This is a genomic window from uncultured Aquabacterium sp., assembly GCF_947366995.1.
Taxonomy (GTDB): Bacteria; Pseudomonadota; Gammaproteobacteria; order Burkholderiales; family Burkholderiaceae_C; genus Aquabacterium.
In genome coordinates this window covers 37,331-62,333 of the sequence record NZ_CANBCC010000015.1, presented here as the reverse complement: position 1 = coordinate 62,333, position 25,003 = coordinate 37,331, and the positions used below count along the sequence as shown (strand labels likewise).

Genomic DNA, 25,003 nt, shown 5'->3' with positions numbered 1-25,003 from the left:
GTTGATCATCTGCGCCGTCACGCCGGTGAACGACGACAGCGTGTCGCGCGGGCCCAGCGGCGTGCCGATGTTGACGACGATGAGGCGCTGCGCCCCCATGGCGCGCGCCACGTCGACCGGGGTGTTGTTGACCAGGCCGCCGTCGCCCAGGATGCGGCCATCGACCTCGACGGGGGCGAAGATGCCCGGCACCGACATGCTGGAGCGCAAGGCCGTCGCCAGGTCGCCCTGGCGCAGGATCACAGGCTGACCGGTTTCCATGTCGGTGGCCACCGCGCGGAACGGCGTGGGCAGCTGGTCGAAGTCCTGCGTGAGCCGCGCTGGCAGCGTCAGGCGACGCAGGCGCGACTCCAGCCCCCGGCTCGACACCGAGCCGATCGGCGCCTTGATGCCATCCATGCCGATGCCCACCTCTACCACCGGCGAGACCTCGAAGTCCTGTTCCTTGCGGCGCTGATTGAGGTTCTGCCGGTCGACGCGCGAGGCGAACACCGTGGTCCAGTCGAGCTTGCGCACCTCGGCCTCGACGGTGTGGGCGTCCATGCCACTGGCGTAGAGCCCACCGACGATGGCGCCCATCGACGTGCCGGCAATGACATCGACCGGAATGCGCTCGCGCTCGAGCACTTTGAGCACGCCCACGTGGGCCAGCCCGCGCGCACCACCACCGGACAGCACGAGACCGATGCGGGGCCGTGGGGCCGCCGTGTCGGCAGAAGCCGGCAGCACGATGGGTGCCGGCGATGCCGCAAGGGCCGATGCAGTCAGCGCCGAGGCCACGCCCATCGTCAGTCCACCGCGCAGCACGGCAGCCCTACTGCCTACCCGGCCGGGTATCACATGCAAGAAACGGGCACGAAGACGGGCGACAACCAGCTCAATCATGCAAGAGATTGTGCCGCGTCAAACCCGCCGCCAGGGCGCGACACAGGGCGGTCGGCCGCTTGACCTACATCAGAGCCGCGCGACCCGATCAGCGGTCTGATAGCACCTGAGGACACCAACAGCACTGCTGATAAGGAGAAAGCGATGCAAGCCTGGGTTGATTTTTTCACCACCGACTACGGCCTGATGAGCGCCGCAGTGATCGCTTTCATGTTCGTCATGCTGGGCTACATCGCCTGGTATGTCGCCAAGCATGTGCGTGAAGACACCGAGCGGCACGACCGTCTGGTGAGAGAAGCTCGGGGCGGCTGAGGGGCCGACCCGTGTGAGCCGGCTGAGGGGCCGGCTTGTGGGTCAGGGCAGCTGAGGGGCTGGCCTGACCTCACGGAAGAGCTGAGGGGCTCGACCGTGGAAGCTGGACCGGTCTTGAGAACCGGCTTGGGGGGATGTGCACGAGAGGGGTGCACAGCCATCTGCGAGGGCCGCACCATGTGCGGCCCTTTTTTTGTCCGCGCGTTGCGCATGAAAAAGGCCACCTCCGAAGAGGTGGCCTTTTGCTGAGGCTGTGAAGCGCCAGGCTGGATTACATGTCCATGCCCATGCCGCCCATGCCGCCGGGCATGCCGCCCGGAGCCGGAGCGTCATCCTTCGGGGCTTCGGCGACCATGCACTCGGTGGTCAGCATCAGCGAAGCGACCGAAGCGGCGTTCTGCAGGGCGGTGCGGGTGACCTTCGTCGGATCCAGGATGCCCATTTCGATCATGTCGCCATAGGTGTCGTTGGCAGCGTTGAAGCCGTAGTTGCCCGAACCGTTCAGCACGGCGTTGACGACCACCGAGGGCTCGCCACCGGCGTTCGACACGATTTCGCGCAGCGGGGCTTCGATGGCCTTCAACACCAGCTTGATGCCGGCATCCTGATCGGGGTTGTCACCCTTGATCTCGCCAGCAGCCTGCTTGGCGCGCAGCAGGGCCACGCCACCACCGGCCACGATGCCTTCTTCCACGGCAGCGCGGGTGGCGTGCAGGGCGTCTTCCACGCGGGCCTTCTTTTCCTTCATCTCGACTTCGGTGGCAGCACCGACCTTGATGACGGCGACGCCGCCAGCCAGCTTGGCCACGCGCTCCTGCAGCTTTTCGCGGTCGTAGTCGCTGGTGGCTTCTTCGATCTGGATGCGGATCTGCTTGACGCGGGCTTCGATCAGGTCAGCGGTACCGGCGCCATCAATGATGGTGGTGTTTTCCTTGCCCACTTCGACGCGCTTGGCCTGGCCCAGGTCAGCCAGGGTCACCTTCTCGAGCGACAGGCCGACTTCTTCAGCGATGACCTTGCCGCCCGTCAGGATGGCGATGTCTTCCAGCATGGCCTTGCGGCGGTCGCCGAAGCCAGGGGCCTTCACAGCCACGACCTTCAGGATGCCGCGGATGGTGTTGACCACCAGGGTGGCCAGGGCTTCGCCATCGACTTCTTCAGCGATGATCAGCAGCGGACGGCCGGCCTTGGCGACTTGCTCCAGCGTGGGCAGCAGGTCACGGATGTTCGAGATCTTCTTGTCGAACAGCAGGACAAACGGGTTGTCCAGGATGGCAGACTGCTTCTCGGGGTTGTTGATGAAGTAGGGCGACAGGTAGCCGCGGTCGAACTGCATGCCTTCGACGACGTCCAGCTCGTTGTTCAGCGACTTGCCGTCTTCGACGGTGATGACGCCTTCCTTGCCGACCTTGTCCATGGCTTCAGCGATGATGCCGCCGACGTCGGCGTCGCTGTTGGCCGAGATCGTGCCGACCTGGGCGATTTCCTTGGACGTGGTGGTGGCCTTCGAAGCCTTCTTCAGCTCGGCGACCAGGGCTTGCACAGCCTTGTCGATGCCGCGCTTCAGGTCCATCGGGTTCATGCCGGCGGCCACGTACTTCATGCCTTCGCGCACGATGGCCTGGGCCAGCACGGTGGCGGTGGTGGTGCCGTCACCGGCGTTGTCCGAGGTCTTGGAAGCGACTTCCTTGACCATCTGGGCGCCCATGTTCTGGAGCTTGTCCTTGAGTTCGATTTCCTTGGCGACCGACACACCGTCCTTGGTGACGGTGGGGGCGCCGAACGAGCGCTCGAGCACCACGTTGCGGCCCTTGGGGCCCAGGGTGACCTTGACCGCGTTGGCCAGGATGTTCACGCCTTCAACCATGCGGGCGCGGGCTTCGCCGCCAAAGATGACGTCTTTTGCTGCCATGTGAAATCTCCGTAATCAGTGTGTTGGGGGTGGGATGCCTGTGGCGGTGGTCGCTTACTGAGCGACGACGGCGAACAGGTCTTCTTCGCGCATGACCAGCAGCTCTTCGCCGTCGACCTTGACGGTCTGGCCCGAGTACTTGCCGAACAGGACGCGGTCACCCACTTGCACGTTCAGGGCAACGAATTCGCCCTTGTCATTGCGCTTGCCCGGGCCGACAGCCAGCACTTCGCCCTGGTCGGGCTTCTCGGCGGCGTTGTCGGGAATGATGATGCCCAGGGCGGTCTTGGTTTCTTGTTCCAGACGCTTGACGATCACGCGATCGTGCAGGGGACGCAGCTTCATGGTTTCTCCAGTCTCTTGAGACATCGGTTGGGACAATGCGGCTCCGAGCGGGGCGCCGCTGCAGAGCCTGTTTTTGCATCATGCGGAGACCCGCATGCCGCCACCGGGGCGCACAGTGTCGCCCAGACGACGCTGTTAGCACTCAGGGATGGCGAGTGCTAATGATTATAGGGACGGCTCATGACATTTCAAGAGGGCGGGGCGGCCGGCTTGCATCGCGCGTTTTACATCAGCGAGCGCGCATCGCCGACCCGTGCGGCGCCGGTCCACAGGCATCCTGCAGGTCGCGAGCGCGCGCAACGCGGCCCTGGACGTGACAGGCCTGCTCCTGTACGCCGGCGCCCATTTCGCGCAGGTGCTCGTGCGGGCGCTGCTGCGGTTCACGCCGATCCTGACGCTCACCACCGAAAGCCAGCAGGCCAAACGGGATGAAGCCAAGCGACTCGGCGCCACCGGCTGGCTGGTCAAGCCAGTGGGCAACGCCGATCTGGTGAAAGTCATCCGGCAGGTTTTGCCGGGCGCGTGATTCAGAAGCGGTAGCTCACACCCAGGGTGACCTGCGGCAGGAAGCGGACCTTGGCCACGCCGTCACGCAGCTCGCTGATTTCCTTGTCGATGTCCTGCTGGCTGACCACTCCGCCGGATTTCTCGATCAGGTTGGTGTCGTAGCTGACCTTGGCCTTGCCCACCGACACACCGAGGTCGGCCACAAAGCCCCACCCCGCTTCACGGGCCTGGTGGCCCCACCCGATGCCGACATAAGGCATCACGGTCGGCATCTTCACCTGCACGTTCAGGTACTCGCTGCCGTTCGTCGTGATGGTCTGGTCGCCGATCTCGACCTGCTGCCCCGGCATCAGGTTGGAGTTCAGCTTGAGCTCGGTGTTGTTGAAGGTCAGGCCGCCGGTCAGGCGGAAGCCGCCGCTGAACGGGAAGTAGTCGGCAAACACCGCCGCACGGTGCAGGTTGACCTTGCCCTTGTAGTCAATGCCCTCTTCCTGCCCGTTCTTGTTGAACGAGCCACTGGTGCCGATGTCGGCACGCAAACCAAGCTGCTGGTTCACGCTGTGCGCATAACCGATCTGCACGAGCGGAAAGCCGACGCCAACATAGACCTCGCCTGCGTGGGCCAGGGGCAGGGTCAGCGCAAGGGCCGCAGGCACGGCCAGGAACAGAGGACGTTTCATGTGGGTACATCTGGGGTTGGAACCCCCGAAATGTAACAAACACCCCCTCCTCAATTAAACGCGTGACGCAACACCAACGTCACACCGAAGCGAGTTCCGCCGCCTGACGCACGGCCTGCTCCACCACCTCGCGCGTCAGCGGCGGCGCGAAGGTCTCGATGAAGGCATAGGCGTAGCCGCGCAGGAAGGCGCCCTTGCGGAAGGCGAGCCGGGTCATGTTGACCTCGAACAGGTGGCCTGCATCGAGGGCGCGGAGGTTGCGATCGCGGTCCGCGTCGTAAGCGATCGACGCCACGATGCCGACGCCCATGCCGAGCTCGACATAGGTCTTGATCACGTCCGCGTCCATGGCGGACAGCACGATGCTGGGCTTGATGCCGGCGCGGGCAAAGGCCTCGTCGATGTGCGAACGGCCCGTGTAGCCCTCGTCGTAGGTCACCATCGGGTAGCGTGACAGGCGCTCAAGCGTCAGCGGCTGGCCGTCGAACAGCGGGTGGTCGGGCGGGGCCACCACGGTGTGCGTCCAGCGGTAGCACGGCAGCGTGATGAGCTGCTCGTACTGCGTGAGCGCCTCGGTTGCGATGCCGATGTCGGCCTCGCCGCTCAGCAGCATCTGCGCGATCTGGCGCGGCGAGCCCTGGTGCAGGCTGAGCGTGACTTGCGGGAACAGCTGCCGGAAATCCTTGACCGCCGACGGCAGCGCATAGCGCGCCTGCGAGTGGGTCGCGGCCAGCGACAAGGGGCCCGCGTCATGCGAAGCAAAGTCACGCGAAACCTGGCGCAGGTTCTCGGAATCGAGCAGCAGCCGCTCGATGATGGGCAGCAGGCTGGTGCCTGGCTCGGTCAGGCCGGTCAGGCGCTTGCCCGCGCGCATGAACAGCGTCACGCCCAACTCGTCTTCCAGTTCGCGAATCTGCCGGCTCACGCCGGGCTGCGAGGTGTGCAGCGCCGCCGCCACCTCGGTGAGGTTGAAGCCGCGGCGCACCGCCTCGCGCACCGAGCGCAGTTGCTGAAAATTCATTGTTCTTCTCCCTTGCCGTGCCGTCTGACGTCAGATCACGACATGCTCGTCCGACACGGTCGGCTCACCATCCTCGCCAAAGCGGCGCACGCGTCGGGGCTTCAGGTAGGCACGTTCGCCCGCACGCAGCACACCGCTGTCGCGCAGCGCGGCGTACTCGTCCCGGCTGAGCTCGACCTCGATCTCGCCTGCCGCACCGCTGCCCTCGTCGGGCCGGAAGGCCAGGCGGGTGTTGGGCCCCACCGTCAGCACGTCGATCAGCGTGGCAGCCACCGCGCCCTCTTCTGCGCGAGCCAGCACCTGGATCTCATGCGGGCGCACATAGCTCACCGCCGGCGGCGTCGTGGTCTGGCCCGGCTTGTGGCCGCGCCCGTGGAAGAGGTTCACGTCGCCCAGGAACTGCAGCACGAAGGGCGTGGCCGGGTGGTCGTACACCTCGTCCGGCGGGCCCACCTGTTCGATGCGGCCCTGGTTCATCACCACGATGCGGTCGGCCACTTCCATGGCCTCTTCCTGGTCGTGCGTGACGAAGACGCTGGTGATATGCATCTCGTCGTGCAGGCGGCGCAGCCAGCGGCGCAGTTCCTTGCGCACCTTGGCATCGAGTGCGCCGAAAGGCTCGTCGAGCAGCAGCACCTTGGGCTCGACCGCCAGCGCACGCGCGAGCGCAATGCGCTGCCGCTGACCACCCGAGAGCTGGTGCGGGTAGCGGTCGGCGATCCAGTCGAGTTGCACCAGCTTGAGCAACTCCATCACCTTGCTGCGGATGGCTTCTTCCGACGGCCGCGTGGCACGCGGACGCACACGCAGGCCGAAGGCCACGTTCTCGAAGATCGTCATGTGGCCGAACAGCGCGTAGTGCTGGAACACGAAGCCGACCTGGCGTTCGCGCACGGCGACGTGGGTGGCGTCTTCGCCGTTGAACAGCACCGAGCCGCTGTCGGGCGTTTCCAGCCCGGCGATGATGCGCAGCAGCGAGGTCTTGCCCGAGCCCGAGGGGCCCAGCAGCGCGACCAGTTCGCCGGAGGGAATGTCCAGGCTCAGGTTGTCACACACGGTGACGTTGCCAAAGCGTTTGACGAGGTTTCTGACTTCAATGCTCATGCTGCGGCTCCGGTGTCCTGCGCCTGGGCGGCCTGCTGGCGCACCCGACGTTCGACCAGGTATTTGAGGACCAGGGTGACCAGCGCCAGGCCCGCGAGCAGCGAGGCCACGGCGAACGAGGCGGCGAACTGGTATTCGTTGTAGAGGATCTCGATGTGCAGGGGCAGCGTGTTGGTCTGCCCGCGGATGTGCCCCGACACGACCGACACGGCGCCGAACTCGCCCATGGCGCGCGCGTTGCAGAGGATGACGCCGTACAGCAGGGCCCACTTCACGTTGGGCAGCGTGACCTTCCAGAAGGTCTGGAAGCCCGATGCGCCCAGCACGCGGGCGGCCTCTTCCTGTTCCTGGCCCTGCGCCTGCATCAGTGGGATCAGTTCGCGCGCCACGAAGGGGAAGGTCACGAAGATGGTGGCCAGCACGATGCCGGGCACCGCGAAGATCACCTTCAGGTCGTTGGCCTGCAGCCATTCACCGAACCAGCCCTGCAGGCCGAACACCAGCACGTAGATCAGGCCGGCGATCACCGGGCTGACCGAGAACGGCAGGTCGATCAGCGTCAGCAGCACGCTCTTGCCACGGAAGTCGAACTTCGCGATAGCCCAGGCGGCGGCCACGCCGAACACGAGGTTCAGCGGCACGGAGATGACGGCGGCGATCAGCGTGAGCTTCATCGCCGAGACGGCGTCGGCCTCGGTGATGGACGCCACGTACACATCCCAGCCCTTCTTGAAGGCCTCGAAGAACACCGAGACCAGCGGCAGGAACAGGAACAGCGACAGGAAGATCAGTGCCACGGTGATCAGCGACCAGCGCACCCAGGCGGGCTCGCGGGTGGCCTGGGCCAGGCGGGGAGGAGCAATCGAACTCATGATGCGAGGCCTTTCACTTGCCCTGACGCGCACGCGCCCAGGCCTGCAGCCCGTTGATGGCGAGCAGCATCAGGAAGGACATCACCAGCATGACGACCGCGATCGCGGTGGCCCCGGCGTAGTCGTACTGCTCGAGCTTGGTGATGATGAGCAGCGGCGTGATCTCGGACACCATGGGCATGTTGCCGGCAATGAAGATGATGGAGCCGTACTCGCCCAGCGCGCGGGCAAAGGCCAGCGCAAAGCCGGTCAGCAGCGCGGGCATCAGCGTCGGGAAGATGACCTGCGCAAAGGTCTGCCAGCGGCTGGCGCCCAGCGTGGCCGCGGCTTCTTCCAGCTCGCTGGCCAGGTCTTCCAGAATGGGCTGCACCGTGCGCACCACGAAGGGCAGGCCGATGAAGGTCATGGCCACGAAGACCCCGATCGGCGTGAACGCCACCTTCACGCCCAGTGGCTCGAGGTGCTTGCCGATCCAGCCGTTGGCGGCATACAGGCCCGTCAGCGTGATCCCGGCCACGGCGGTAGGCAGCGCAAACGGCAGGTCGACCAGCGCATCGACGATGCGGCGCCCGAAAAAGTCATAGCGCACCAGCACCCAGGCCACCAGCAGCCCGAACACGCCGTTGACGATGGCCGCGAGCAGCGACGCACCGAACGTGAGCTTGTAGGACGCCACCACGCGGGGCGAGGCCACCGCATCGACGAACTGCGGCCAGGTGAGGTCCATCGTGCGCAGGAACGCGGCCGACAGCGGGATCAGGACGATCAGACACAGGTAGAACAGCGTCAGGCCCAGCGACAGGTCGAAGCCGGGCAAGACACTGCGCCTGCGCAGCAGGGTCTTGGAGAAGATCATGGAATGAGCCAGGTACTGCGAGGGGCCGGATCAGCGACCGGCGCGGCCGGCGGCGATGATCTGGTCGTAGGTGGCGCCGTCGTTGAAGTGCTCGGCCTGCGCCTTCTTCCAGCCGCCGAACACCTCGTCGACGGTGAAGGTCGGGATCTGCAGGAAGGCCGCCTTGTACTGGGCCAGCACCTTGTCCGAGCGCGGACGCATGTTGTGCTTGGCGGCAATCGCCTGGCCTTCATCCGACCACAGGTACTTCAGGTAGGCCTCGGCCTGCTTGCGCGAGCCCTTCTTGTCGACCACCTTGTCGACCACGCTGACCGGGTTCTCGGCCAGGATGGTGTGCTTGGGGTAGACGACCTGGTAGTCGCCACCGAACTCGCTGCGGATCAGCGGCACTTCGCTTTCGAAGGTCACCAGGGCATCGCCGATCTGGCGCTGCGCAAAGGTGGTGGTGGCGGCACGGCCACCGCCGTCGAACACCGGCACGTTGGCGAACAGACGCTGCACCAGCTCACGCGCCTGCTTCGGGTTGCCGCCCGACTTGATCACCGAGCCCCATGCGGCCAGGTAGGTGTAACGGCCGTTGCCCGAGGTCTTGGGGTTGGGGATGACGACGGAGACGCCCGGCTTGACCAGGTCGGCCCAGTCCTTGATGCCCTTCGGGTTGCCCTTGCGCACCAGGATCACGGTGACCGAGGTGGTCGGCGCGCTGTTGTTGGGCAGGCGCTTGGCCCAGTCGGCCGGCACCAGACCACCGCGCTCGGCCAGGATGTCGATGTCGTTGGCCTGGTTCATGGTGATCACATCGGCGGCCAGACCGGCCACGACCGAACCCGCCTGCTTGCTGGAGCCACCATGGGATTGGTTGATCGTCACGGTTTCGCCGGTGGTCTGCTTCCAGTGGCGGGCAAAGGCGGCGTTGTAGTCCTTGTAGAACTCGCGGGTCACGTCGTAGCTCACGTTGAGCAGTGTGACGTCGGCGTGGGCCGTGCCCAGGGCAGAGACGCCCACGGCCAGGCTGAAAAGCACACGAGCGAGAAAAGGCTTCTGAGAAAAACGCATGACGGAGTCCCTTCTGGATGCAAGTGGCGAATGTTAGGGACCGCATGATCGGCAGAGAAGGACGGTTTTGGCAACTTTATATGCAGAAACCGCATAACAGACAGGGGGGTGAATACCGTGCCAGTTGTGTCTGTTTACCATCTCATATACTGGTGGGGGTATTAACCGAATGCAGGATGTCCTCATGCGCTCCTTCCTTTTTTCTTTGCTCGGTGGCCTGCTGATCGGCGGCGCCTCGGTGTTGCTGCTGGTGGGACTGGGCCGCATCGCCGGCATCAGCGGGATCACCTTCGGCCTGCTGGAACGCGCCAACTGGCAGGCGGGCCCCGGATGGCGTCTGGCGTTTGTGGCCGGGCTGGTCGGCGCGGGGTGGCTGTGGCAGCAAGGCACGGGAGCGCCGCTCGCACCCACGCGCGAGATGCACCTTCCCCTTCTGGTGATCAGCGGGCTGCTGGTGGGCTGGGGCACGTCACTGGGCGGCGGCTGCACCAGCGGGCACGGCGTGTGCGGCCTGGGGCGGCTGTCGCTGCGCTCGCTGGTGGCCGTGCTGACCTTCATGGGCACGGGGGCCGTGACGGTGTTCGTGATGCGCCACGTGGCTGGCGCCGGCTATTGAAAGGAGATCACCTCATGTCTGCACACACCGCATCCGAGCGCAACACCGTCTGCATGATGGACCGTTGCCGCACCCGCGCAGGCATCGGCATCGCCCTCCTGGCCGGCCTCCTGTTCGGGGCTGGCCTGATCCTGTCGGGCATGACTGACCCGACCGTGGTGCTCGGCTTTCTTGATGTGGCGGGCGCGTGGGACCCCAGCCTGGTCTTCGTGATGGGCGGGGCTGTGGGTGTGACGCTGGTGGGCTTCCGCCTCGTGGCACGGCGGCCCGCACCGTTGTGTGACGTGCAGTTCCACCTGCCGCAGAAGCGGACGCTGGACGCCCGCCTGCTGATCGGCGCCGCGATGTTCGGCGTCGGCTGGGGCCTCTCTGGCTATTGCCCGGGCCCGGCGCTGACCGGTTTGCTGGCAGGCAACGCCGAGGCCGGCATCGTGTTGGCCGCGATGCTGGCCGGGGCCTGGCTACAGCGCCAAACGAACCGGGGCTGAGCCAGGCTGCGGACCGATCAGGCTTGCGCGAGCGCCTGATCCAGGTCGGCAATCAGGTCGGCAATGTGCTCGATGCCGACGCACAGCCGCACGGTGTCTTCCGTCACACCCGCCTTCGCGAGCTCTTCGGGCGACAGCTGACGGTGGGTCGTCGACGCCGGGTGCGTGGCCAGCGAGCGCACGTCCCCGATGTTCACCAGACGGGTGAAGAGCTTGAGGCCGTCCAGGAACCGGGCGCCCCCCTCACGGCCACCCGGCACACCGAAAGTCAGCAGGCCGGAGGCACTGCCGCTCAGGTACTTCTTGGCCAGCGCATGCTCGGGATGGTCTTCCAGGCCAGCGTAGTTGACCCATGCCACGCGGGGATGGTCCTTCAGGAACTGGGCCACCTTCTTGGTGTTCTCGTTGATGCGGTCCATGCGGAGGCTCAGCGTCTCGATGCCCTGCAGGATCAGGAAGGCGTTGAAGGGCGAGATCGCTGCGCCGGTGTTGCGCAAGGGCACCACGCGGGCTCGGCCGATGTAGGCCGCCGGGCCCAGGGCTTCGGTGTAGACCACGCCGTGGTAGCTGGGGTCCGGCTCGTTGAGGCGCTTGAAGCGTGCCTTGTGCTGGGCCCACGGGAACTTGCCGGAGTCGACGATGGCACCGCCCAGGCTGGTGCCGTGGCCACCCAGGTACTTGGTCAGCGAGTGCACGACGATGTCGGCGCCGTGCTCGATCGGGCGGCACAGGTAGGGCGACGGCACGGTGTTGTCGACGATCAGCGGCACGCCGTTGCGGTGGGCGATCTCGGCCATCTTTTCCAGGTCGGTCACGTTGCCGGCCGGGTTGCCCAGCGATTCGACAAAGATGGCCTTGGTGCGCTCATCGATCAGCGCTTCGAAGCTGGCCGGGTCGCGGTGGTCGGCAAAGCGGGTGGTGATGCCGTACTGCGGCAGGGTGTGGGCCAGCAGGTTGAAGGTGCCGCCATACAGGGCGGTCGACGACACGATGTTGTCACCGGCTTCGGTGATGGTCTGGATCGCGTAGGTGATGGCCGCCTGCCCGGAAGCCAGGGCCAGGGCGCCGATACCGCCTTCCAGCGCCGCGACGCGCTGCTCCAGCACATCGGTCGTCGGGTTCATGATGCGGGTGTAGATGTTGCCCGGCACCTTCAGGTCGAAGAGGTCGGCACCGTGCTGGGCGCTGTCGAAGGCGTAGGCCACCGTCTGGTAGATGGGCACGGCCACGGCCTTGGTGGTCGGGTCGGGCGAGTAGCCAGCGTGCACTGACAGGGTTTCGAATTTCCAGTTCGGGTTCGACATCGTGTTCCTCTTGTTGGTCTGGGGTCTGCTGAACGCAGACGCACACACTAAGCCGTCAGCACGACAAAGCCAAGTGGGGGAACTGATGCGCGTCATGCGGGTTGCGCATAAGCCGCAGCGGCACCCCCCGCATTGCCGGCTCTCAGCGCAGATGCCGGTTGAAGAAGGCCAGCGTCCTCTGCCAGGCCAGCTTCGCGGCCGCCGGGTCGAACCGGGGCGTGGTGTCGTTGTGAAACCCGTGCTGGGTGCCGGGGTAGAAGTGGGCCTCGTGGCGGATGCCGGCCTGCTTGAGCGCCACCTCGTACTTCGGCCAGCCTGCATTGATGCGTTCGTCATGCTCGGCGTAGTGAATGAGCAGCGGCGTCTGGATGCGCGCCACCTCTTCTGCGGGAGGCTGACCACCATAGAACGGCACCGACGCGTCCAGGTCAGGCAGCTGCACGGCGAGGTGGTTGGCGATGGCGCCGCCGTAGCAGAAGCCGACCACGCCGGTCTTGCCGTTGCCATCCGGATGCGCCTTCAGCCAGCGCGCAGCAGCGACAAAATCCGCTCGGGCACGCGCCGGATCGAGCTTCTGGAAAAGCTCTCGCGCCTTGTCTTCGTCACCAGGGTAGCCGCCCAGCGAAAACAACGCATCCGGTGCGAAGGCAATGAAGTTCTCCAGCGCGAGCCGGCGCGCCACGTCCGCGATGTGCGGGTTAAGGCCGCGGTTCTCGTGCACGACGAGCACGCTGGGCAGCTTGCCTTGCGCTCGCGCGGGCTTCACCAGGTAGCCCCGCACGGTGCCATGCCCTTGCGGCGACGGGATTTCCACGAACGAGATGACGAGCCGCGCATCGTCCGGGGCCACCTGCTGCGCGTGCGCAAAGTTGGGTGCCAGTTGCGCCAGCAGCATCTCGGCCGAGACCGCCGCGGTGGCGTACTTTCCCGCCCCCTGCAGAAAGCCGCGGCGGTCGAGCTGACCGTGGACATACTGGTCGAACAGGCGCAGCACTTCGGGGGCGAAGTCTCGGGCGGTCAGTCGGGCCATGGTCTCTCCTAGCGTTGATTGGGGGGTGACAGTCTGGCAGGGAGCGGGGCGCCCCTGACTGGCCCAGGGATTCAGGTTTACGTCACCGTGCGGGCCGGCGCGCGGTATCGCGTGCAGCCAGTTCACGCGCCCGGTCGATCTGCGCGCGGATGCGGTCCTGCACTTCGGCGTCGGCCGGCGCCCGCGCCAGCAGGGCTTCCCATCGGGCGATCGCCCGGGCGTGGTCTCCCCGCTCGAACGCGGCACTGCCCAGCAGGGCCTGCGCCTGCACATGGTCGGGATCGAGCTTCAGCGCCTGCACCAGCACCTGCTCCGGTTCACCGCTGAGGCGCTGGCCGCGGGCCATGCCCAGCGTCACGGCGTACTCCGTGAGCTGGTCGGCATCGGGCGGCACCAGCTGGAACAGCCGCTGCCAGGCCGCCACGGCGTCGTCGAAGCGCTGCAGCGTTTCGTACGAACGAATCAGCTTGCGCCAACCCTCCACATCGTTCGGCTGCTGCCGCAGGCGGGCCGCCAGGCGCTGCACCATGGCTTCGATCTGGGCCGGGCCAACCTGCCCCGCTTGGGACGGTGCGGCGACAGCCTGCTGATGCGGCACGCGCACGGACCACATGCCCGGCTGCCCCAGCGCAAGGTATCCCGCCACGGCACTCACCAACAGGGCGCTCGCCACGGCAGCGCCCGGGCCCCGGGCCACATGCCACCAGGGGCGCAGCACGGCGATCACCGGCACCGAGGCCAGGGCCAGTGCGCCGGACACGAAGACGGCATCGGAGGCGTTCATGCCGGCCTCTCGTGGCGAGGGCGCACCGAGGTCGCCTCGTCCTCGAAGGAGGATGGCATCGCGGCAGCCCCCTCGGCGAGCTCGTCATCGCGCAGCCGCCGGGCACGCACGGCGACCGCCAGCCCCGTCATCGCCAGCAGCAGCATCGCCACGGGCCCGCCCCACAAGGCCAGGGTGGTCGCTTGCACAGGCGGGCGGTACAGCACAAAGGCACCATATCGCTGGACCATGAAGTCGCGCACCTGCTGGTCGGTCGCGCCGGCCACCACCTGGCTGCGCACGACCTCGCGCAACTGCACCGCCAGTGGCGCGTGCGAGTCCGCCACGCTCTGGTTCTGACAGACCAGGCAACGCAGCTCGGCAGCTAGCGCGTGCACACGGTCTTCCAGCACTGTGTCGGGCAAGGCCGCATGCTGTGGAGGCGGCGCCGGTGCCTCGGCCGCGCGGGCACCGGGCATCCCGTTCAGGACCTGGGCCAACAGGTAAGTACAGACAAGGCGATCACGCACGCTGCAACTCCCGGATCAACGGCAACAGGGTCTGCTGCCAGTCGGCCTCACTCAGGGGCCCGGTGAACTTGTGGCGGATGCGCCCGTGCTTGTCGATGACGAAGGTTTCCGGCACAGCGACCACCCCAAACTCGATCCCGATGCGCCCCTCGGGGTCGGACACCGTGACCCGATAGGGGTTGCCATGCTCGGTCAGCCAGGCGCGGGCCCGGCCTGCTTCATCCTGATAGTTCAGGCCGACCAGTGGCACGCCGCTGGCCCGAGCGCGGGCGACCAGCACAGGGTGTTCGCGCAGGCAGCTGGTGCACCAGGAGGCCCACACATTGAGCAACCACACCTGACCCTTGAGGTCCGCAGGCTGGAACGATGCGTCTTCGGCGCGTGCCGACGTCAGCGCGGGGGCGGTAAAGGCCGGCACATCGTGCCCAAGCAGCGCAGACGGCAACACCGCCGGGTCGGCGCTCTCCGCCTGATGGCGCAGACCGAGGGCCAGGGTGGCGACGATTGCAGCGAACAAGGCCAATGGCAGAACAAAGCGGCTCATGCGTGCCTTTCCTTCCAATTTCCCACAAGGGTCGGTGGTGCCCCGAAACCGGCATGTGGCAACGGTTGCGTCGCTCCTTCAGGCTCACTGAATGAGCGAGATCGATGACGTCGGTACCGGGCGTCGCACGCCGACACCACACCCCCGACGGCGATGGTCAGAACGCCGGCCCAGACCCAGCTCATGAAGGGCTTGACCTGCACGCGCACCCCCCAGGCGCCGTCGGGGCCCGTGTCGGCCAGCGACACGTACAGGTCACGGGTCCAGCCCCGCTCGATGGCCGCCTCTGTCATGGGCATGCGCTGCACCACGTACAGGCGCTTTTCGGGGTACAGGGTCGTCAGCCGTTGCCCGCCCCGCGACACCTCGAAGGTTGCCCGTGCAGCGACATAGTTCGGCCCTTGCGCACGCTGAAGGTTCTGGAAGGCAAAGCGGTAGTCGCCCACTTGCACGGCCTGCCCGACCTGCAGGCTCGCGTCCTGGACGTGATCCAGCCCGCGTGCCAGCGTCACGCCGGCCACGAACACACCGACACCCAGATGCGCCACCACCATGCCCCACCAGGCGGCCGGGATGCGCGCCAAGGCACGGGGCCAGCTTCGCGCTGCCACGCCCTGCACACGGCGCGCCACCAGATGCACCGTGCCCACACCAATCCACACGGCCAGCAAGAGTCCGCCGGCCACCCCGGCCGACAGGCGTGCCCAGATACCGGCGGCCAGCAGGGTCACTGCCGCGGCCGCCAGCCACACCGGCCAGGCCCCGCGCAGGCGGGTCCACAGCGCGTCCCACGTGTCGCGTTTCCAGTTCACGAACGGCCCCAACGCCAACAGCCCGAGCAGAGGCAGCATCAAGGGCACAAAAACGGCCTCGAAATACGGTGGCCCCACGGAGATGCGCGCCCCGGTGATCGCATCGAGGGCCAGCGGATACAGCGTGCCCAAAAGGATGGTGGCAGCGCTGACAAGCAGAAAGACATTGTTGAGTAGCAACCCCGTCTCGCGCGAGAGCAGGTCGAATCGCCCGCCCAACCCGATGCGGGGTGCGCGCCACGCATACAGCGCCAGGGAGCCGCCAATGACAACGACCAGGAAGGCGAGGATGTAGAGGCCACGTCGGGGGTCGCTCGCAAAGGCATGCACCGAGGTCAGCACGCCCGAGCGGACCAGAAAGGTGCCCAGCAGCGACAGCGAGAACGCGAGGATGGCCAGCAGCACCGTCCAGCTCTTGAAGCTGCCGCGCTGCTCGCTCACCGCGAGCGAGTGCAGCAGGGCGGTGGCCACCAGCCAGGGCATGAAGGAGGCGTTCTCGACCGCATCCCAGAACCACCAGCCGCCCCATCCCAGCTCGTAATAAGCCCAGAAGCTGCCCAGCAGGATGCCCAGCGTCAGAAAGCTCCAGGCAGCGAGCGTCCACGGTCGCGACCAGCGGGCCCATTCGGCGTCCAGTCGGCCGCTGAGGAGTGCCGCGATCGAGAACGCAAATGCCACCGAGAGCCCGACATAGCCCATGTAGAGCAGTGGCGGGTGAAAAATCATGCCTGGGTCCTGCAGCAGCGGGTTCAGATCCTGCCCATCCCGCGGCGCGGGCAGCGCACGGTCGAACGGGTTGGACGTGAACAGCGTGAAGCTGAGGAAGCCGATGCTGACGAGCCCGAGCACGGCGAGCACGCGGGCGAGCATGTCAGGGGAGAGACGCCGGCTGAAGGCGGCCACCGCGAGCGTCCAGCCGGACAGCATGAGTTGCCACAACAACAACGAGCCCTCGTGGCCTCCCCAGGTGGCGGCCACCCGCAAGGGCCAGGGCAGCAGGCCGTTGGCGTGCTGGCTGACATAGGCCACGGACCAGTCCATCTGCACGAACGCCGCCACCAGCAGCCCGAACGCCGCACCAACCAGCACGAACTGCGCCACGGCCAGAGGCCGGGCGAGCGCCATCCAGTGTGCACGCCCGGTGTGGGCCCCCCATAGGGGCACGCTGCCCAGCAGCAAAGCCACGCCCAGCGCCAGCATGAGCGCCCACTGTCCCAACTCGGCCGTCATCGGCTCACCTTTCCTGTGCCCTCAGCGGCGCCCGGGCCTGCTCAAGCGCCCTGGCCGCTTCGGGCGGCATGTAGTTCTCGTCGTGCTTGGCCAGCACCTCGTCCGCCGCAAACCGGCCATCGGGCTGCAAGCGGCCCTGCGCGACCACGCCCTTGCCCTCCTTGAAGAGATCGGGCAACAGCCCGGCGTATTGCACTTCCACCCGCTGCACCGTGTCGGTCACCACAAAGCGATGGCCCAGGCCATCGGCCGCCCGGCGATGGCTGCCAGCCTCCACCATGCCGCCGATGCGGAAGCTGCGGCCCTGGGGCGCCTCACCCCGGCTGATCTGCGAAGGTGTGAAGAAGAACACCAGGTTCTGCTGAAACGCCCGCAGCACAAAGAAGACAGCCAGCCCGAGCACGGCCACGCCGACGAGCGCCAGGGCAAGGCGTTGGTGCCTCGGCTTCATGGCACGACCTCCTCGTGCGCCGGAACCTCGGCGGCCTCGTCCACCCAGCTCGCCCGTAGGGCATTGCGCAAGCCGCGATCGGCGTGGCGCAACAGCGCGGCCTCGATGCCCAGGGCCAGCGCCACCACGCCGAACGATCCCCACACATACAGCCCGTAGCCGCCCATGTCGACGAAGGCGTGCCAGCTCGTCCAGTTCATCGCACCACTCCGGTCCGGTGGGACGCCAGCAGCGACCGAACCCAGGCAGCATCGGCCTCGCGCTGCAGGATGAGCATGCGAAGACGATGCAACACCACCGCCGCGGCCCAGGCCCACAGCGCCACGGTGCACAGCAGCATGCCCGCGAGCATGGGGGCGGCCATCGTGGGCGCCGATCCGAGGCTCACCGAAGCGCCCTGGTGCAAGGTGTTCCACCACTGCACGGAGAAATAGATCACCGGGACATTGACCACGCCGACCAGGGTCAGCAGGGCCCCCGCCCGGTCGCCCCGGCGCGGATCGTCGATGGCCGACTGCAGCGCCATCACGCCGAGGTAAAGGAACAGCAGAATGAGTTCGGAGGTCAGGCGGGCATCCCAGACCCACCACGTACCCCAGGTGGGCTTGCCCCACAAGGCCCCGGTCCACAAGGCCAGAAAGGTGAACAGTGCGCCGGTCGGGGCAATCGCCCGCGCCATCAGCGACGACACCCGGGTCTGGAACACCCATCCAAGCCCGGCCCAGAATGCCATGGCCGCGTACAGCACCATCGACAGCCAGGCCGCCGGCACGTGCACGAAGATGATGCGATACGCCTCGCCCTGCTGGTGGTCGGTGGGCGCCACCAGCAGCCCGACATACAGGCCGATGACCGCGGTGACAGCAGCCAGCGCGAGCGCCCACGGACGAAGCTGTCCGGCCAGGCGAAAGGCAGCCGGGGGCGATGCAAAGCGCCAGAAGCCTCGGGCTGCCGCGCCCCCGTCGGGTTGCCGATGCCGCAACCAGGTGGTGGTCGTACTCATTGCAGTTCCTTGTCGATCACGGTGTCCGCCTCATCCCACCGACACCTTCAGGCTGTGCGCCGCCGCCCAGGGGGCGACAACCAGCGTGAAGGCCAGCAAGGCGGCCAGAAGATAGAAATGGGCAGCCAGGCCCTGGCCACTGCCATGGGCCACCACGGAACCGGCCCCGAAGATCAGCACCGGCACGAGCAGCGGCAACACCAGCAGGTTGACCAGCACACCGCCGCCCTGCAGACCCAGCGTGAGCGCCGCCCCGATGGCGCCCACCAGGCTCAGGACGGGGGTGCCGAGTGCGAGGCTGCCGGTCAGCACCGCGATGGCCGGCGGCGGCAGGTCGTACTGCAATGCGAGCAGAGGCGACAACAACACCAGCGGCAGGCCGCTGACGAGCCAGTGCGCCGCGACCTTGGCCAGCACGATCAGGCTCAGCGGCTCAGGGGACAGCAGCAACTGCTCGAGCGTGCCGTCAGCATGGTCGAGCGCAAACAGGCGCCCCAGCGACAGCGTGGACGAGAGGAGCGCGGCCACCCACAGGATGCCCGGGGCCATGCCGCGCAGCGTGTCGCGCTCGGGACTGACCGCAAGCGGAAAAAGACAGGCCACCACCAGAAAGAAGCTCAACGTGGTCCACACATCGGATTGGCGTCGGAAGGCGAGCAGCAGATCCCGGTGGAGCACGGTCAGAAAGACCCGCCCCATCAGACCGTCCCCCGCATCGCCGGCACCCCGAGCCGGATCGTGTGGTGGCGACGGGCCGCCAGCCTGCGCGGCTGGTGTGTGGTGTAAGCCAGCACCGCGCCCTGAGCCAGACGTTCGGCCAGCACCTCGGCCAGCACCTCGCCCGAAGCCTCGTCCAGCGCATTGAAGGGCTCGTCGAGCAACAGCACGCCCGGGGCCGACGTGAGGGCCAGCCGCGCCAGCACCGCACGCCGGCGTTGGCCTTGCGAGAGGGTCCGCGCAGGCAGATGGGTGCGCGTTGCCAGCCCGAAGCGCGTCAGCGCACGGCGCACGCTGTCGTCCGACGCGCTCAGGCCCGCCACGTGGGCCGCCACTTTCAAATTCTCCGCCGCACTCAGATCGTCCTTCAGCGCAGGCCCGTGGCCGATGAAGCTCACGGCATGAGCGGGTCGAGCCACCCGGCCCTGCGCCGGCTCGGCCAACCCGGCCAGGATGCGCAGCAGCGTCGTTTTGCCGGCGCCATTGGGCCCCGCGATGAACAGCGCCTCGCCGGCTGCCAGATGCAGGTTCAAACCAGCAAAGAGCAGCCGGCCGGCGGGGCCGGCCCCCAGGCCGGTGGCGCTGAGCCAGGCCGCATCGTGGGCAGTGGAATCCGGGGGCGACAACATGGGAAGCACTCTATAGACGCCATCGCCGTCGACCAAGGAAGGAAAAAGCACTTGCTTATGACGGAAAGGGCCTCAGCCCTTGCGAGCGTACTTCGGCCCGTCCTTCGGCGTTTCCCTGGGTGCCTCACTGGCGTGCACGCGCTCGCCCACCTGGACGGTATCGGGTGGGTTCAGTACCACCGCCTCGACTGCCGACAACCCCTCGATGACCTCGACAGAGCGCCCCAGATCGCGACCCAACTTCACGGGCCTCAGGCTCAATGACTGATCCTCGTTCAGCACCACAACACGGGGTCCATCCTGACGGAACTGCACCGCAGTGGGCGGCACAAACAGCGTCGGGCCGGCCCCGGCCAGCTCGAGACCGACCTCGACGTACCCGCCCGGCTTGAGCTTGCCGTCGACATTCGGGACTTCGATCTCCACCTGGGCCGAGCGCGTGGCCGCGTCGATCCCCCCTGCCACCCGGCGCACCACGCCTGCCAGCTTCAGCTGGGGCCGCTCGAGCAGGCGGAGCGACACGGCCTGCCCCACCTTCACGCCATCGAGGTGGCTCTGTGGCACCGCCACGGTGAGCCGCAGCACGTCGTCCTGTGCCAGGTAGTAGAGCTCGCGGTTCGCGGTCGCACTGCCTGCCGCCACCAACGCCCCGACCTCGACATGGCGGCGCACCACCACGCCATCGAACGGCGCGACGATGCGAGCGAATTGCTGCAGGGCCTCCAACCGCTGGACACTGGCACGGGCCGCGGCCAGATCGGCCTGAGCAGCCTGAAAGGCGGACCGGCGTTCGTCGAGTTCCTGCTGCGACACGGCATTGCTGCCCCGAAGGCTCTCCCATCGCGCCAGCGACGTCTTGGTCAGCTCGAGGCGCGCCTGAATCTGCTGCAGGGTTGCCCGGGTCTGGGCCAGGTCCTGGTCGACCTCCGGCGTGTCGATCAGGGCCAGCACCTCGCCCTGCTTCACGCGGTCGCCGATGTCCTTCTTCCACGCCTTCACATACCCATTGGTGCGCGCGTGGATCGCTGCCTCCTGCCGCCCTCTCAGCGTTGCAGGCAGGGTCAGCGTGCGTTGGCCGCGCGTCACCTCGGGCCGGACGAACAGTACGGAACGCACGGCTGCGGCCTCGGTGCCCGCCCGGACCGCACTCGCCTGCTCGGCATTCACCCAGGTGCGTGCGCCACCGGCCAGGATCAACACAGCCAGCATCGCCCAGCCCCACGACGCCACGCGGGTTCGGGGCACCTGGCTTTCCTCATCGGCTGGGACGGGCTCGGGCCCATCGACAGGAAGGCCCTCAGGATTCAGTTGTGCGTTCATGACAGCGGGGAGGGTTGCGCAACAGCCAGGCGGTTGCGACGGTAAGCACGGGCCCGTCGCCGTGAATGGACGCCGGCGAACACCAGCGGAACAAAGGCGAGGGTGGACAAGGTGGCGGCCGCAAGCCCACCGATCACGGAACGCCCCAGTGGTGCGTTCTGCTCGCCGCCCTCACCCAGGCCCAGGGCCATCGGCACCATGCCGATCACCATGGCAAGCGCGGTCATCAGCACCGGACGCAGGCGCGTGGCGCCGGCCTCGCGGGCCGCGGTGATGGCATCGGCGCCTTCGGCCAGGCGCTCACGCGCAAAGGACACCACCAGGATGCTGTTCGCCGTGGCGACGCCCACGGTCATGATCGCACCGGTCAGCGCGGGCACCGAGAGGGGGGTGCCCGTCAGGTAGAGCATCCAGGCGATGCCCGCCAGCGCCGCCGGCAGGCCACTGAGGATGACCGCTGGATCGAGCCACGACTGGAAGTGCACCACCAGCAGCAGGTACACCAGCAGCACGGCCACGATCAGGCCCGCAGCCAGCGCGTTGTAAGCGGTCTTCAGGGTCTCGACCTGGCCCCGCACCGTGATCTCCGCCCCCCGCGGCAACTGGTCACGCACCTCATCGATCAGCGCGGCAATCTCGGCATAGGTGCTGCCCAGATCACGGCCATCGACGCTGACATGGATGTCGAGCACGTTGGCAATGTTGTAGTGCGAGACGTTGCCTTGCAGGCTGGTCGGCCTCACCTGCACCACGCTGCCCAACAATTGCGGCTCGCGCGCGTCCCCTCCACCCGACCCGTTGATCGGCAGACTGAGCATGGCCCCCAGACTGTCCACCTGCTGTTGCGGCACCTGCACAGCCACGTTGTACACGGTGCCATTGACTGGGTTGAGCCAGTAAGTGGGCGCGGTTTGAAAGCTCGAACTCATGGACACCATGACGTTCTGCGCCACATCTCTCGCCACCAGGCCCGTCTGGGCCAGGGCAGCACGGTCCATTTCGAGTGCCAGCGCACGCCGGTTGAAGCGCTGATGCAAGGTGACATCGACAGCGCCCGGCACCTTGCGGATCCGGTTGATCAGCGCGGTGGCCACGGCGAGGTTCTCTTCGGTCTTGTTGCCCTGGATCTGGATATCGATGGGCGCGCTCAGCCCGAAGTTGAGCGTCTGGCTCACCATGTCGGCCGGCTGGAAGTAGAACTCGTTGCCGGGGAACCGCTGGGGCAGCGTGCGCCGCAACTCCCGGATGTAGCCGGCGGTCTTGCGCAGCCCGGGCTTCAGGCTCACGAGGATCTCGGTGTCGCTGCTGTCGAACGTGCCGTTGTTGCTGTAGAGCGTGTTGAAAGGTGAATAGGGCCCGCCGACGATGTCGACCAAGTCCTGCAGCTCCTCGCGGGGGATCACCTGCCGGATGTGGGCCTCGACCTGGTCGATGAAAGCCGGCATTTCTTCGATGCGCGTGCCGAGCGGCGCCCGCACGTGCAACCGGATCTGAGACGCATCGACGACCGGAAAGAAGTCGCGGCCGAGCACGGCAAACAGGCCGCAAGAGGCCACGGCCAGGGTGAGGAAGGCCGCACCGTACCGAAGGCGGTGGTGCAGCAGTCCCGCCAGTTGAGCCGCATAGGCGCGCCGCGCCCGCTCGAACGCGGCTTCAAAGCCATGGTGAACCGACAGCAAGACCGTGCCAAGACGGCCAGGCGGCCGGGCACGCTCCCGGTGGCGCATCAGGTACATCACCAGGGTGGGCACCAGCGTGCGCGACAGCACATAGGAAGCCAGCATGGCGAACACCACCGCCAGCGCCAACGGTTTGAACAGTTGCCCCGCCACGCCAGGCAGGAAGAGCATCGGCACGAAAACGATGCAGATGCACAGTGTCGCCACCAGCGCCGGCCCGGCAATCTCGGCCGCGCCATCGAGGATGGCCGCCTGCGGGGCCTTGCCCATGTGCAGGTGCCGCTCGACGTTCTCGATCTCCACGGTGGCGTCATCCACCAGGATGCCGACCGCCAGCGCGAGGCCGCCGAGCGTCATGATGTTGATGGTTTCGCCAATCAGGTGCAGCACGATCAGCGACACGAGGATGGACAGCGGGATGGACACCGCAATGATGGCGGTGCTGCGCCAGTTGCCGAGAAAGAGCAACAGCAGGGCGGCCGTGAGGCAGCCGGCGATGAGCGCCTCGTGCAGCACCGACTGGATGGCCGCGTCCACGAACACCGACTGGTCAGCGAGCGGTGTCACCGTGATGTCCTCGGGCAGGCTCTGCAGGTAGCGTGGCAACTCCTCCCGAATCTGGCGAATGATGTCCAGCGTCGAGGCCGATCCGTTCTTCAGCACCGTCATGAGCAGGCCGCGCTCGCCATCGCGGCGCACCACGTTCGTCTGCGGCTGGAAGCCATCCTTGACCTGGGCCACGTCGCGCACGAACACCGTGTTGCCATTGACGGTGGTGATCGGGATATCGCCCAGCGCCTGCATGCTCGATGGCGATCCATTGAGCTGGACGGCTACCTCCTGGCTGCCGATCCGCGCCGAGCCGGAAGGCAGGGTCAGGTTCTGCACGCTCAGTGCGTTGACCACGTCCACCGCCGTCAGCCCGCGCGCCAACAGGGCCGGCCCATTGAGGTCGATCGAAACCTGGCGGAAGCGCCCGCCATACGGTGCGGTCACGGCCACGCCGGGCACGGTGATGAGCTTGGTTCGCAGGACGTTGAAGGCCTGCTCGTTGAGCTCCTGTTCGCTGCGAACGGGGCTGCTGATGCCGAGCTGCAGGATCGGCAGGTCGGTCGCGCTGTACTTGATGATGGTCGGCGGCGTGGCCCCCGCCGGGAGGGAGCGCAAGGCAGCCTGCGTGCTGGACACCACCTGCGCGATGGCTGTGGCCTGGTCGACCTGCGGCTGGAAGAACACCTTGATGACACCGAGACCGGCCATGGTCTGCGACTCGGTGTGCTCCATGTCGCTGACCGAGTTGGCCAGATTGCGCTCGATCGGCGTGATGATGCGGTCGGTCATCTCCTTCGCGTTGAGTCCGTTGTAGCTCATCAGAATGGCCACGACGGGCACGTCGATCTTGGGAAAGACATCGACGGGCGCCTTGCGCAACAGCAGCGGTGCGCCCAGCAGGATGAGCAATGCCCCCACGAGGAAGGTGTAGGGGCGACGCAGCGCGAGTCGGACGATCCACATTGGGCGGGTGAAGGTAAGCGTCGATAACGCAGTGAAAGAGAGCTTGTGGTCAGGCGGCGGGTGTCCGCAGACACCCGCCCGCTGTGCTTACTTGGCGGCGAAGCAGTAGAAGTAGCCGGCACCGCCGGTGCTCACCAGCTTCGCCTGACTGCAACCGCGGCTCGCATGGGCTGAGTTCCAGGACAGCGCCGTGTGCACGCCCCCGGTGCGGTCGAAGTGCCCGACCTGGACAGCCCCGTCCTCCGCACTGCTCGTGTAGTTCTTGCAGGTGCGGTCCGAGGTGTCGTTGACAAAGGCTCGCCCGTCCGGCTGCGAGCCGGTCAGGATGTCGTGCTCGTTCGGCGTGTCGCCAGCCCGCTTCACCGGCAGCCCCTGCTCCGTCAGTGCCGTCGACCAGTTGATGGCGTTGCCGATGCGCGCGTCCTCCAGGTTGTCACCGTGCAGGTGAGCCACGTCGCGGGCGATCAGTGCGCCCTTCACATTGAACCAGGGGCCGGTGCCGATGCGGTCACGCGCATGGACGGCCGGCTTGCCGTCCCACGACTGGGTGCTCAGGTAAGCCCGCCAGGTGCGGTTACCGGCACCGACCGCGGCCGCAAGCTTCTGGCAGTGGGCGTCCGCGCCAGCGAGGCCGCCCAGATCCGCGCCCTTGCCGGAGCCGACGCTGGTGACAAAGAAGCTGAAGGGCCCGACCTCCCGGTTGGCCGGCTGCGGGGCAGCGGCCGGCGCTGCGGCAGTCTGGGATTGCACGGCGGCGCTCGTCAGCATGAGCAGGCCCAAGAGCGACGCGGCGGCGATCGATTGAATGGTGTGCTTCATGGT

At 67.0% G+C, this 25,003-nt stretch carries 27 protein-coding genes; 4 read left to right on the top strand and 23 right to left on the bottom strand.

Going from position 1 to position 25,003, the window contains the following annotated elements:
- Window positions 1–885 (bottom strand): patatin-like phospholipase family protein (locus tag Q0Z44_RS06510; protein WP_298011325.1); only part of this gene is annotated, 885 nt, incomplete at its 3' end.
- A 144-nt stretch (window positions 886–1,029) separates the two neighbouring features.
- Between Q0Z44_RS06510 and Q0Z44_RS06505 the strand changes: the two genes are divergently transcribed.
- Window positions 1,030–1,197 carry a DUF3149 domain-containing protein gene (locus Q0Z44_RS06505; RefSeq protein WP_109037505.1) on the top strand — a complete coding sequence of 56 codons (168 nt, stop codon included), beginning with the start codon at window positions 1,030–1,032 and terminating at the stop codon, window positions 1,195–1,197.
- Window positions 1,198–1,468: 271 nt separating this feature from the next.
- On the opposite strand, the gene groL is transcribed toward Q0Z44_RS06505, so the two are convergent.
- Entirely contained in the window at window positions 1,469–3,109 is a 1,641-nt protein-coding gene (groL, locus tag Q0Z44_RS06500; RefSeq protein WP_298011324.1) for a chaperonin GroEL, read from the bottom strand.
- A 54-nt stretch (window positions 3,110–3,163) separates the two neighbouring features.
- Entirely contained in the window at window positions 3,164–3,454 is a 291-nt protein-coding gene (locus Q0Z44_RS06495; protein ID WP_109037507.1) for a co-chaperone GroES, read from the bottom strand.
- Window positions 3,455–3,707: 253 nt separating this feature from the next.
- Between Q0Z44_RS06495 and Q0Z44_RS06490 the strand changes: the two genes are divergently transcribed.
- On the top strand, window positions 3,708–3,980 hold the full coding sequence (locus Q0Z44_RS06490) for a hypothetical protein (protein ID WP_298011323.1): 273 nt from the start codon (window positions 3,708–3,710) through the stop codon (window positions 3,978–3,980).
- A 1-nt stretch (window position 3,981) separates the two neighbouring features.
- Here the strand turns inward: Q0Z44_RS06490 and Q0Z44_RS06485 are convergent, their stop codons facing one another.
- The 6 genes from Q0Z44_RS06485 to Q0Z44_RS06460 form a co-directional block, all read right to left on the bottom strand.
- Window positions 3,982–4,641, bottom strand: a complete 660-nt coding sequence (locus Q0Z44_RS06485) for a hypothetical protein (RefSeq protein ID WP_298011322.1) — start codon at window positions 4,639–4,641, stop codon at window positions 3,982–3,984.
- A gap of 79 nt (window positions 4,642–4,720) precedes the next feature.
- Complete coding sequence (locus tag Q0Z44_RS06480; RefSeq protein WP_298011321.1) at window positions 4,721–5,662, bottom strand: CysB family HTH-type transcriptional regulator; 942 nt, start codon at window positions 5,660–5,662, stop codon at window positions 4,721–4,723.
- Between the two features lie 30 nt (window positions 5,663–5,692).
- Window positions 5,693–6,766, bottom strand: coding sequence for a sulfate ABC transporter ATP-binding protein (locus Q0Z44_RS06475; RefSeq protein ID WP_298011320.1), 1,074 nt, complete (start codon window positions 6,764–6,766; stop codon window positions 5,693–5,695).
- Window positions 6,763–7,638 (bottom strand): sulfate ABC transporter permease subunit CysW, encoded by an 876-nt coding sequence (gene cysW, locus Q0Z44_RS06470; protein ID WP_298011319.1) that lies wholly within the window; start codon window positions 7,636–7,638, stop codon window positions 6,763–6,765. The genes Q0Z44_RS06475 and cysW overlap by 4 nt, the downstream gene beginning before the upstream one ends.
- 13 nt (window positions 7,639–7,651) lie before the next feature.
- Window positions 7,652–8,494 (bottom strand): sulfate ABC transporter permease subunit CysT, encoded by an 843-nt coding sequence (gene cysT / locus Q0Z44_RS06465; protein ID WP_109037511.1) that lies wholly within the window; start codon window positions 8,492–8,494, stop codon window positions 7,652–7,654.
- A gap of 30 nt (window positions 8,495–8,524) precedes the next feature.
- The gene (locus Q0Z44_RS06460) at window positions 8,525–9,550 is read right to left on the bottom strand and encodes a sulfate ABC transporter substrate-binding protein (RefSeq protein WP_298011318.1); all 1,026 of its coding nucleotides are present in this window, start codon (window positions 9,548–9,550) and stop codon (window positions 8,525–8,527) included.
- 184 nt (window positions 9,551–9,734) lie between these two features.
- Here Q0Z44_RS06460 and Q0Z44_RS06455 point away from each other — a divergent pair, with 184 nt between their 5' ends.
- Both Q0Z44_RS06455 and Q0Z44_RS06450 read left to right on the top strand, forming a co-directional pair.
- Entirely contained in the window at window positions 9,735–10,166 is a 432-nt protein-coding gene (locus Q0Z44_RS06455; protein ID WP_298011317.1) for a YeeE/YedE family protein, read from the top strand.
- Between the two features lie 14 nt (window positions 10,167–10,180).
- Window positions 10,181–10,654 (top strand): YeeE/YedE family protein, encoded by a 474-nt coding sequence (locus Q0Z44_RS06450; RefSeq protein WP_366517580.1) that lies wholly within the window; start codon window positions 10,181–10,183, stop codon window positions 10,652–10,654.
- A 17-nt stretch (window positions 10,655–10,671) separates the two neighbouring features.
- On the opposite strand, the gene Q0Z44_RS06445 is transcribed toward Q0Z44_RS06450, so the two are convergent.
- From Q0Z44_RS06445 to Q0Z44_RS06380, 14 genes are all read right to left on the bottom strand, one after another.
- A complete protein-coding gene (locus Q0Z44_RS06445; RefSeq protein WP_298011316.1) occupies window positions 10,672–11,958 on the bottom strand; it encodes an O-acetylhomoserine aminocarboxypropyltransferase/cysteine synthase family protein in 1,287 nt (428 codons plus the stop codon).
- A gap of 142 nt (window positions 11,959–12,100) precedes the next feature.
- Window positions 12,101–12,988, bottom strand: a complete 888-nt coding sequence (locus tag Q0Z44_RS06440; protein WP_298011315.1) for a dienelactone hydrolase family protein — start codon at window positions 12,986–12,988, stop codon at window positions 12,101–12,103.
- An 82-nt stretch (window positions 12,989–13,070) separates the two neighbouring features.
- Window positions 13,071–13,772: a hypothetical protein gene (locus tag Q0Z44_RS06435; protein WP_298011314.1), complete on the bottom strand. Its 702-nt coding sequence runs from the start codon at window positions 13,770–13,772 to the stop codon at window positions 13,071–13,073.
- Complete coding sequence (locus Q0Z44_RS06430; RefSeq protein WP_298011313.1) at window positions 13,769–14,281, bottom strand: cytochrome c-type biogenesis protein; 513 nt, start codon at window positions 14,279–14,281, stop codon at window positions 13,769–13,771. The genes Q0Z44_RS06435 and Q0Z44_RS06430 overlap by 4 nt, the downstream gene beginning before the upstream one ends.
- On the bottom strand, window positions 14,274–14,825 hold the full coding sequence (locus Q0Z44_RS06425) for a DsbE family thiol:disulfide interchange protein (RefSeq protein WP_298011312.1): 552 nt from the start codon (window positions 14,823–14,825) through the stop codon (window positions 14,274–14,276). The genes Q0Z44_RS06430 and Q0Z44_RS06425 overlap by 8 nt, the downstream gene beginning before the upstream one ends.
- Window positions 14,822–16,867, bottom strand: a complete 2,046-nt coding sequence (locus tag Q0Z44_RS06420; protein ID WP_298011311.1) for a heme lyase CcmF/NrfE family subunit — start codon at window positions 16,865–16,867, stop codon at window positions 14,822–14,824. Before Q0Z44_RS06420 ends, Q0Z44_RS06425 begins: the two co-directional genes overlap by 4 nt.
- Before the next feature lie 4 nt (window positions 16,868–16,871).
- The gene (gene ccmE / locus Q0Z44_RS06415) at window positions 16,872–17,318 is read right to left on the bottom strand and encodes a cytochrome c maturation protein CcmE (protein WP_298011310.1); all 447 of its coding nucleotides are present in this window, start codon (window positions 17,316–17,318) and stop codon (window positions 16,872–16,874) included.
- Window positions 17,315–17,518 (bottom strand): heme exporter protein CcmD, encoded by a 204-nt coding sequence (ccmD, locus tag Q0Z44_RS06410; protein WP_298011309.1) that lies wholly within the window; start codon window positions 17,516–17,518, stop codon window positions 17,315–17,317. The genes ccmE and ccmD overlap by 4 nt, the downstream gene beginning before the upstream one ends.
- A complete protein-coding gene (gene ccmC, locus Q0Z44_RS06405) occupies window positions 17,515–18,321 on the bottom strand; it encodes a heme ABC transporter permease CcmC (RefSeq protein ID WP_298011308.1) in 807 nt (268 codons plus the stop codon). The genes ccmD and ccmC overlap by 4 nt, the downstream gene beginning before the upstream one ends.
- Before the next feature lie 30 nt (window positions 18,322–18,351).
- Window positions 18,352–19,020, bottom strand: a complete 669-nt coding sequence (gene ccmB, locus Q0Z44_RS06400; RefSeq protein ID WP_298011307.1) for a heme exporter protein CcmB — start codon at window positions 19,018–19,020, stop codon at window positions 18,352–18,354.
- Entirely contained in the window at window positions 19,020–19,667 is a 648-nt protein-coding gene (gene ccmA / locus Q0Z44_RS06395; protein WP_298011306.1) for a heme ABC exporter ATP-binding protein CcmA, read from the bottom strand. The genes ccmB and ccmA overlap by 1 nt, the downstream gene beginning before the upstream one ends.
- A gap of 72 nt (window positions 19,668–19,739) precedes the next feature.
- Window positions 19,740–20,987 (bottom strand): efflux RND transporter periplasmic adaptor subunit, encoded by a 1,248-nt coding sequence (locus tag Q0Z44_RS06390; RefSeq protein ID WP_298011305.1) that lies wholly within the window; start codon window positions 20,985–20,987, stop codon window positions 19,740–19,742.
- Complete coding sequence (locus tag Q0Z44_RS06385; RefSeq protein ID WP_298011304.1) at window positions 20,984–24,181, bottom strand: efflux RND transporter permease subunit; 3,198 nt, start codon at window positions 24,179–24,181, stop codon at window positions 20,984–20,986. Before Q0Z44_RS06385 ends, Q0Z44_RS06390 begins: the two co-directional genes overlap by 4 nt.
- An 87-nt stretch (window positions 24,182–24,268) precedes the next feature.
- The gene (locus Q0Z44_RS06380; RefSeq protein WP_298011303.1) at window positions 24,269–25,000 is read right to left on the bottom strand and encodes a lectin; all 732 of its coding nucleotides are present in this window, start codon (window positions 24,998–25,000) and stop codon (window positions 24,269–24,271) included.
- Window positions 25,001–25,003 lie beyond the last annotated feature (3 nt).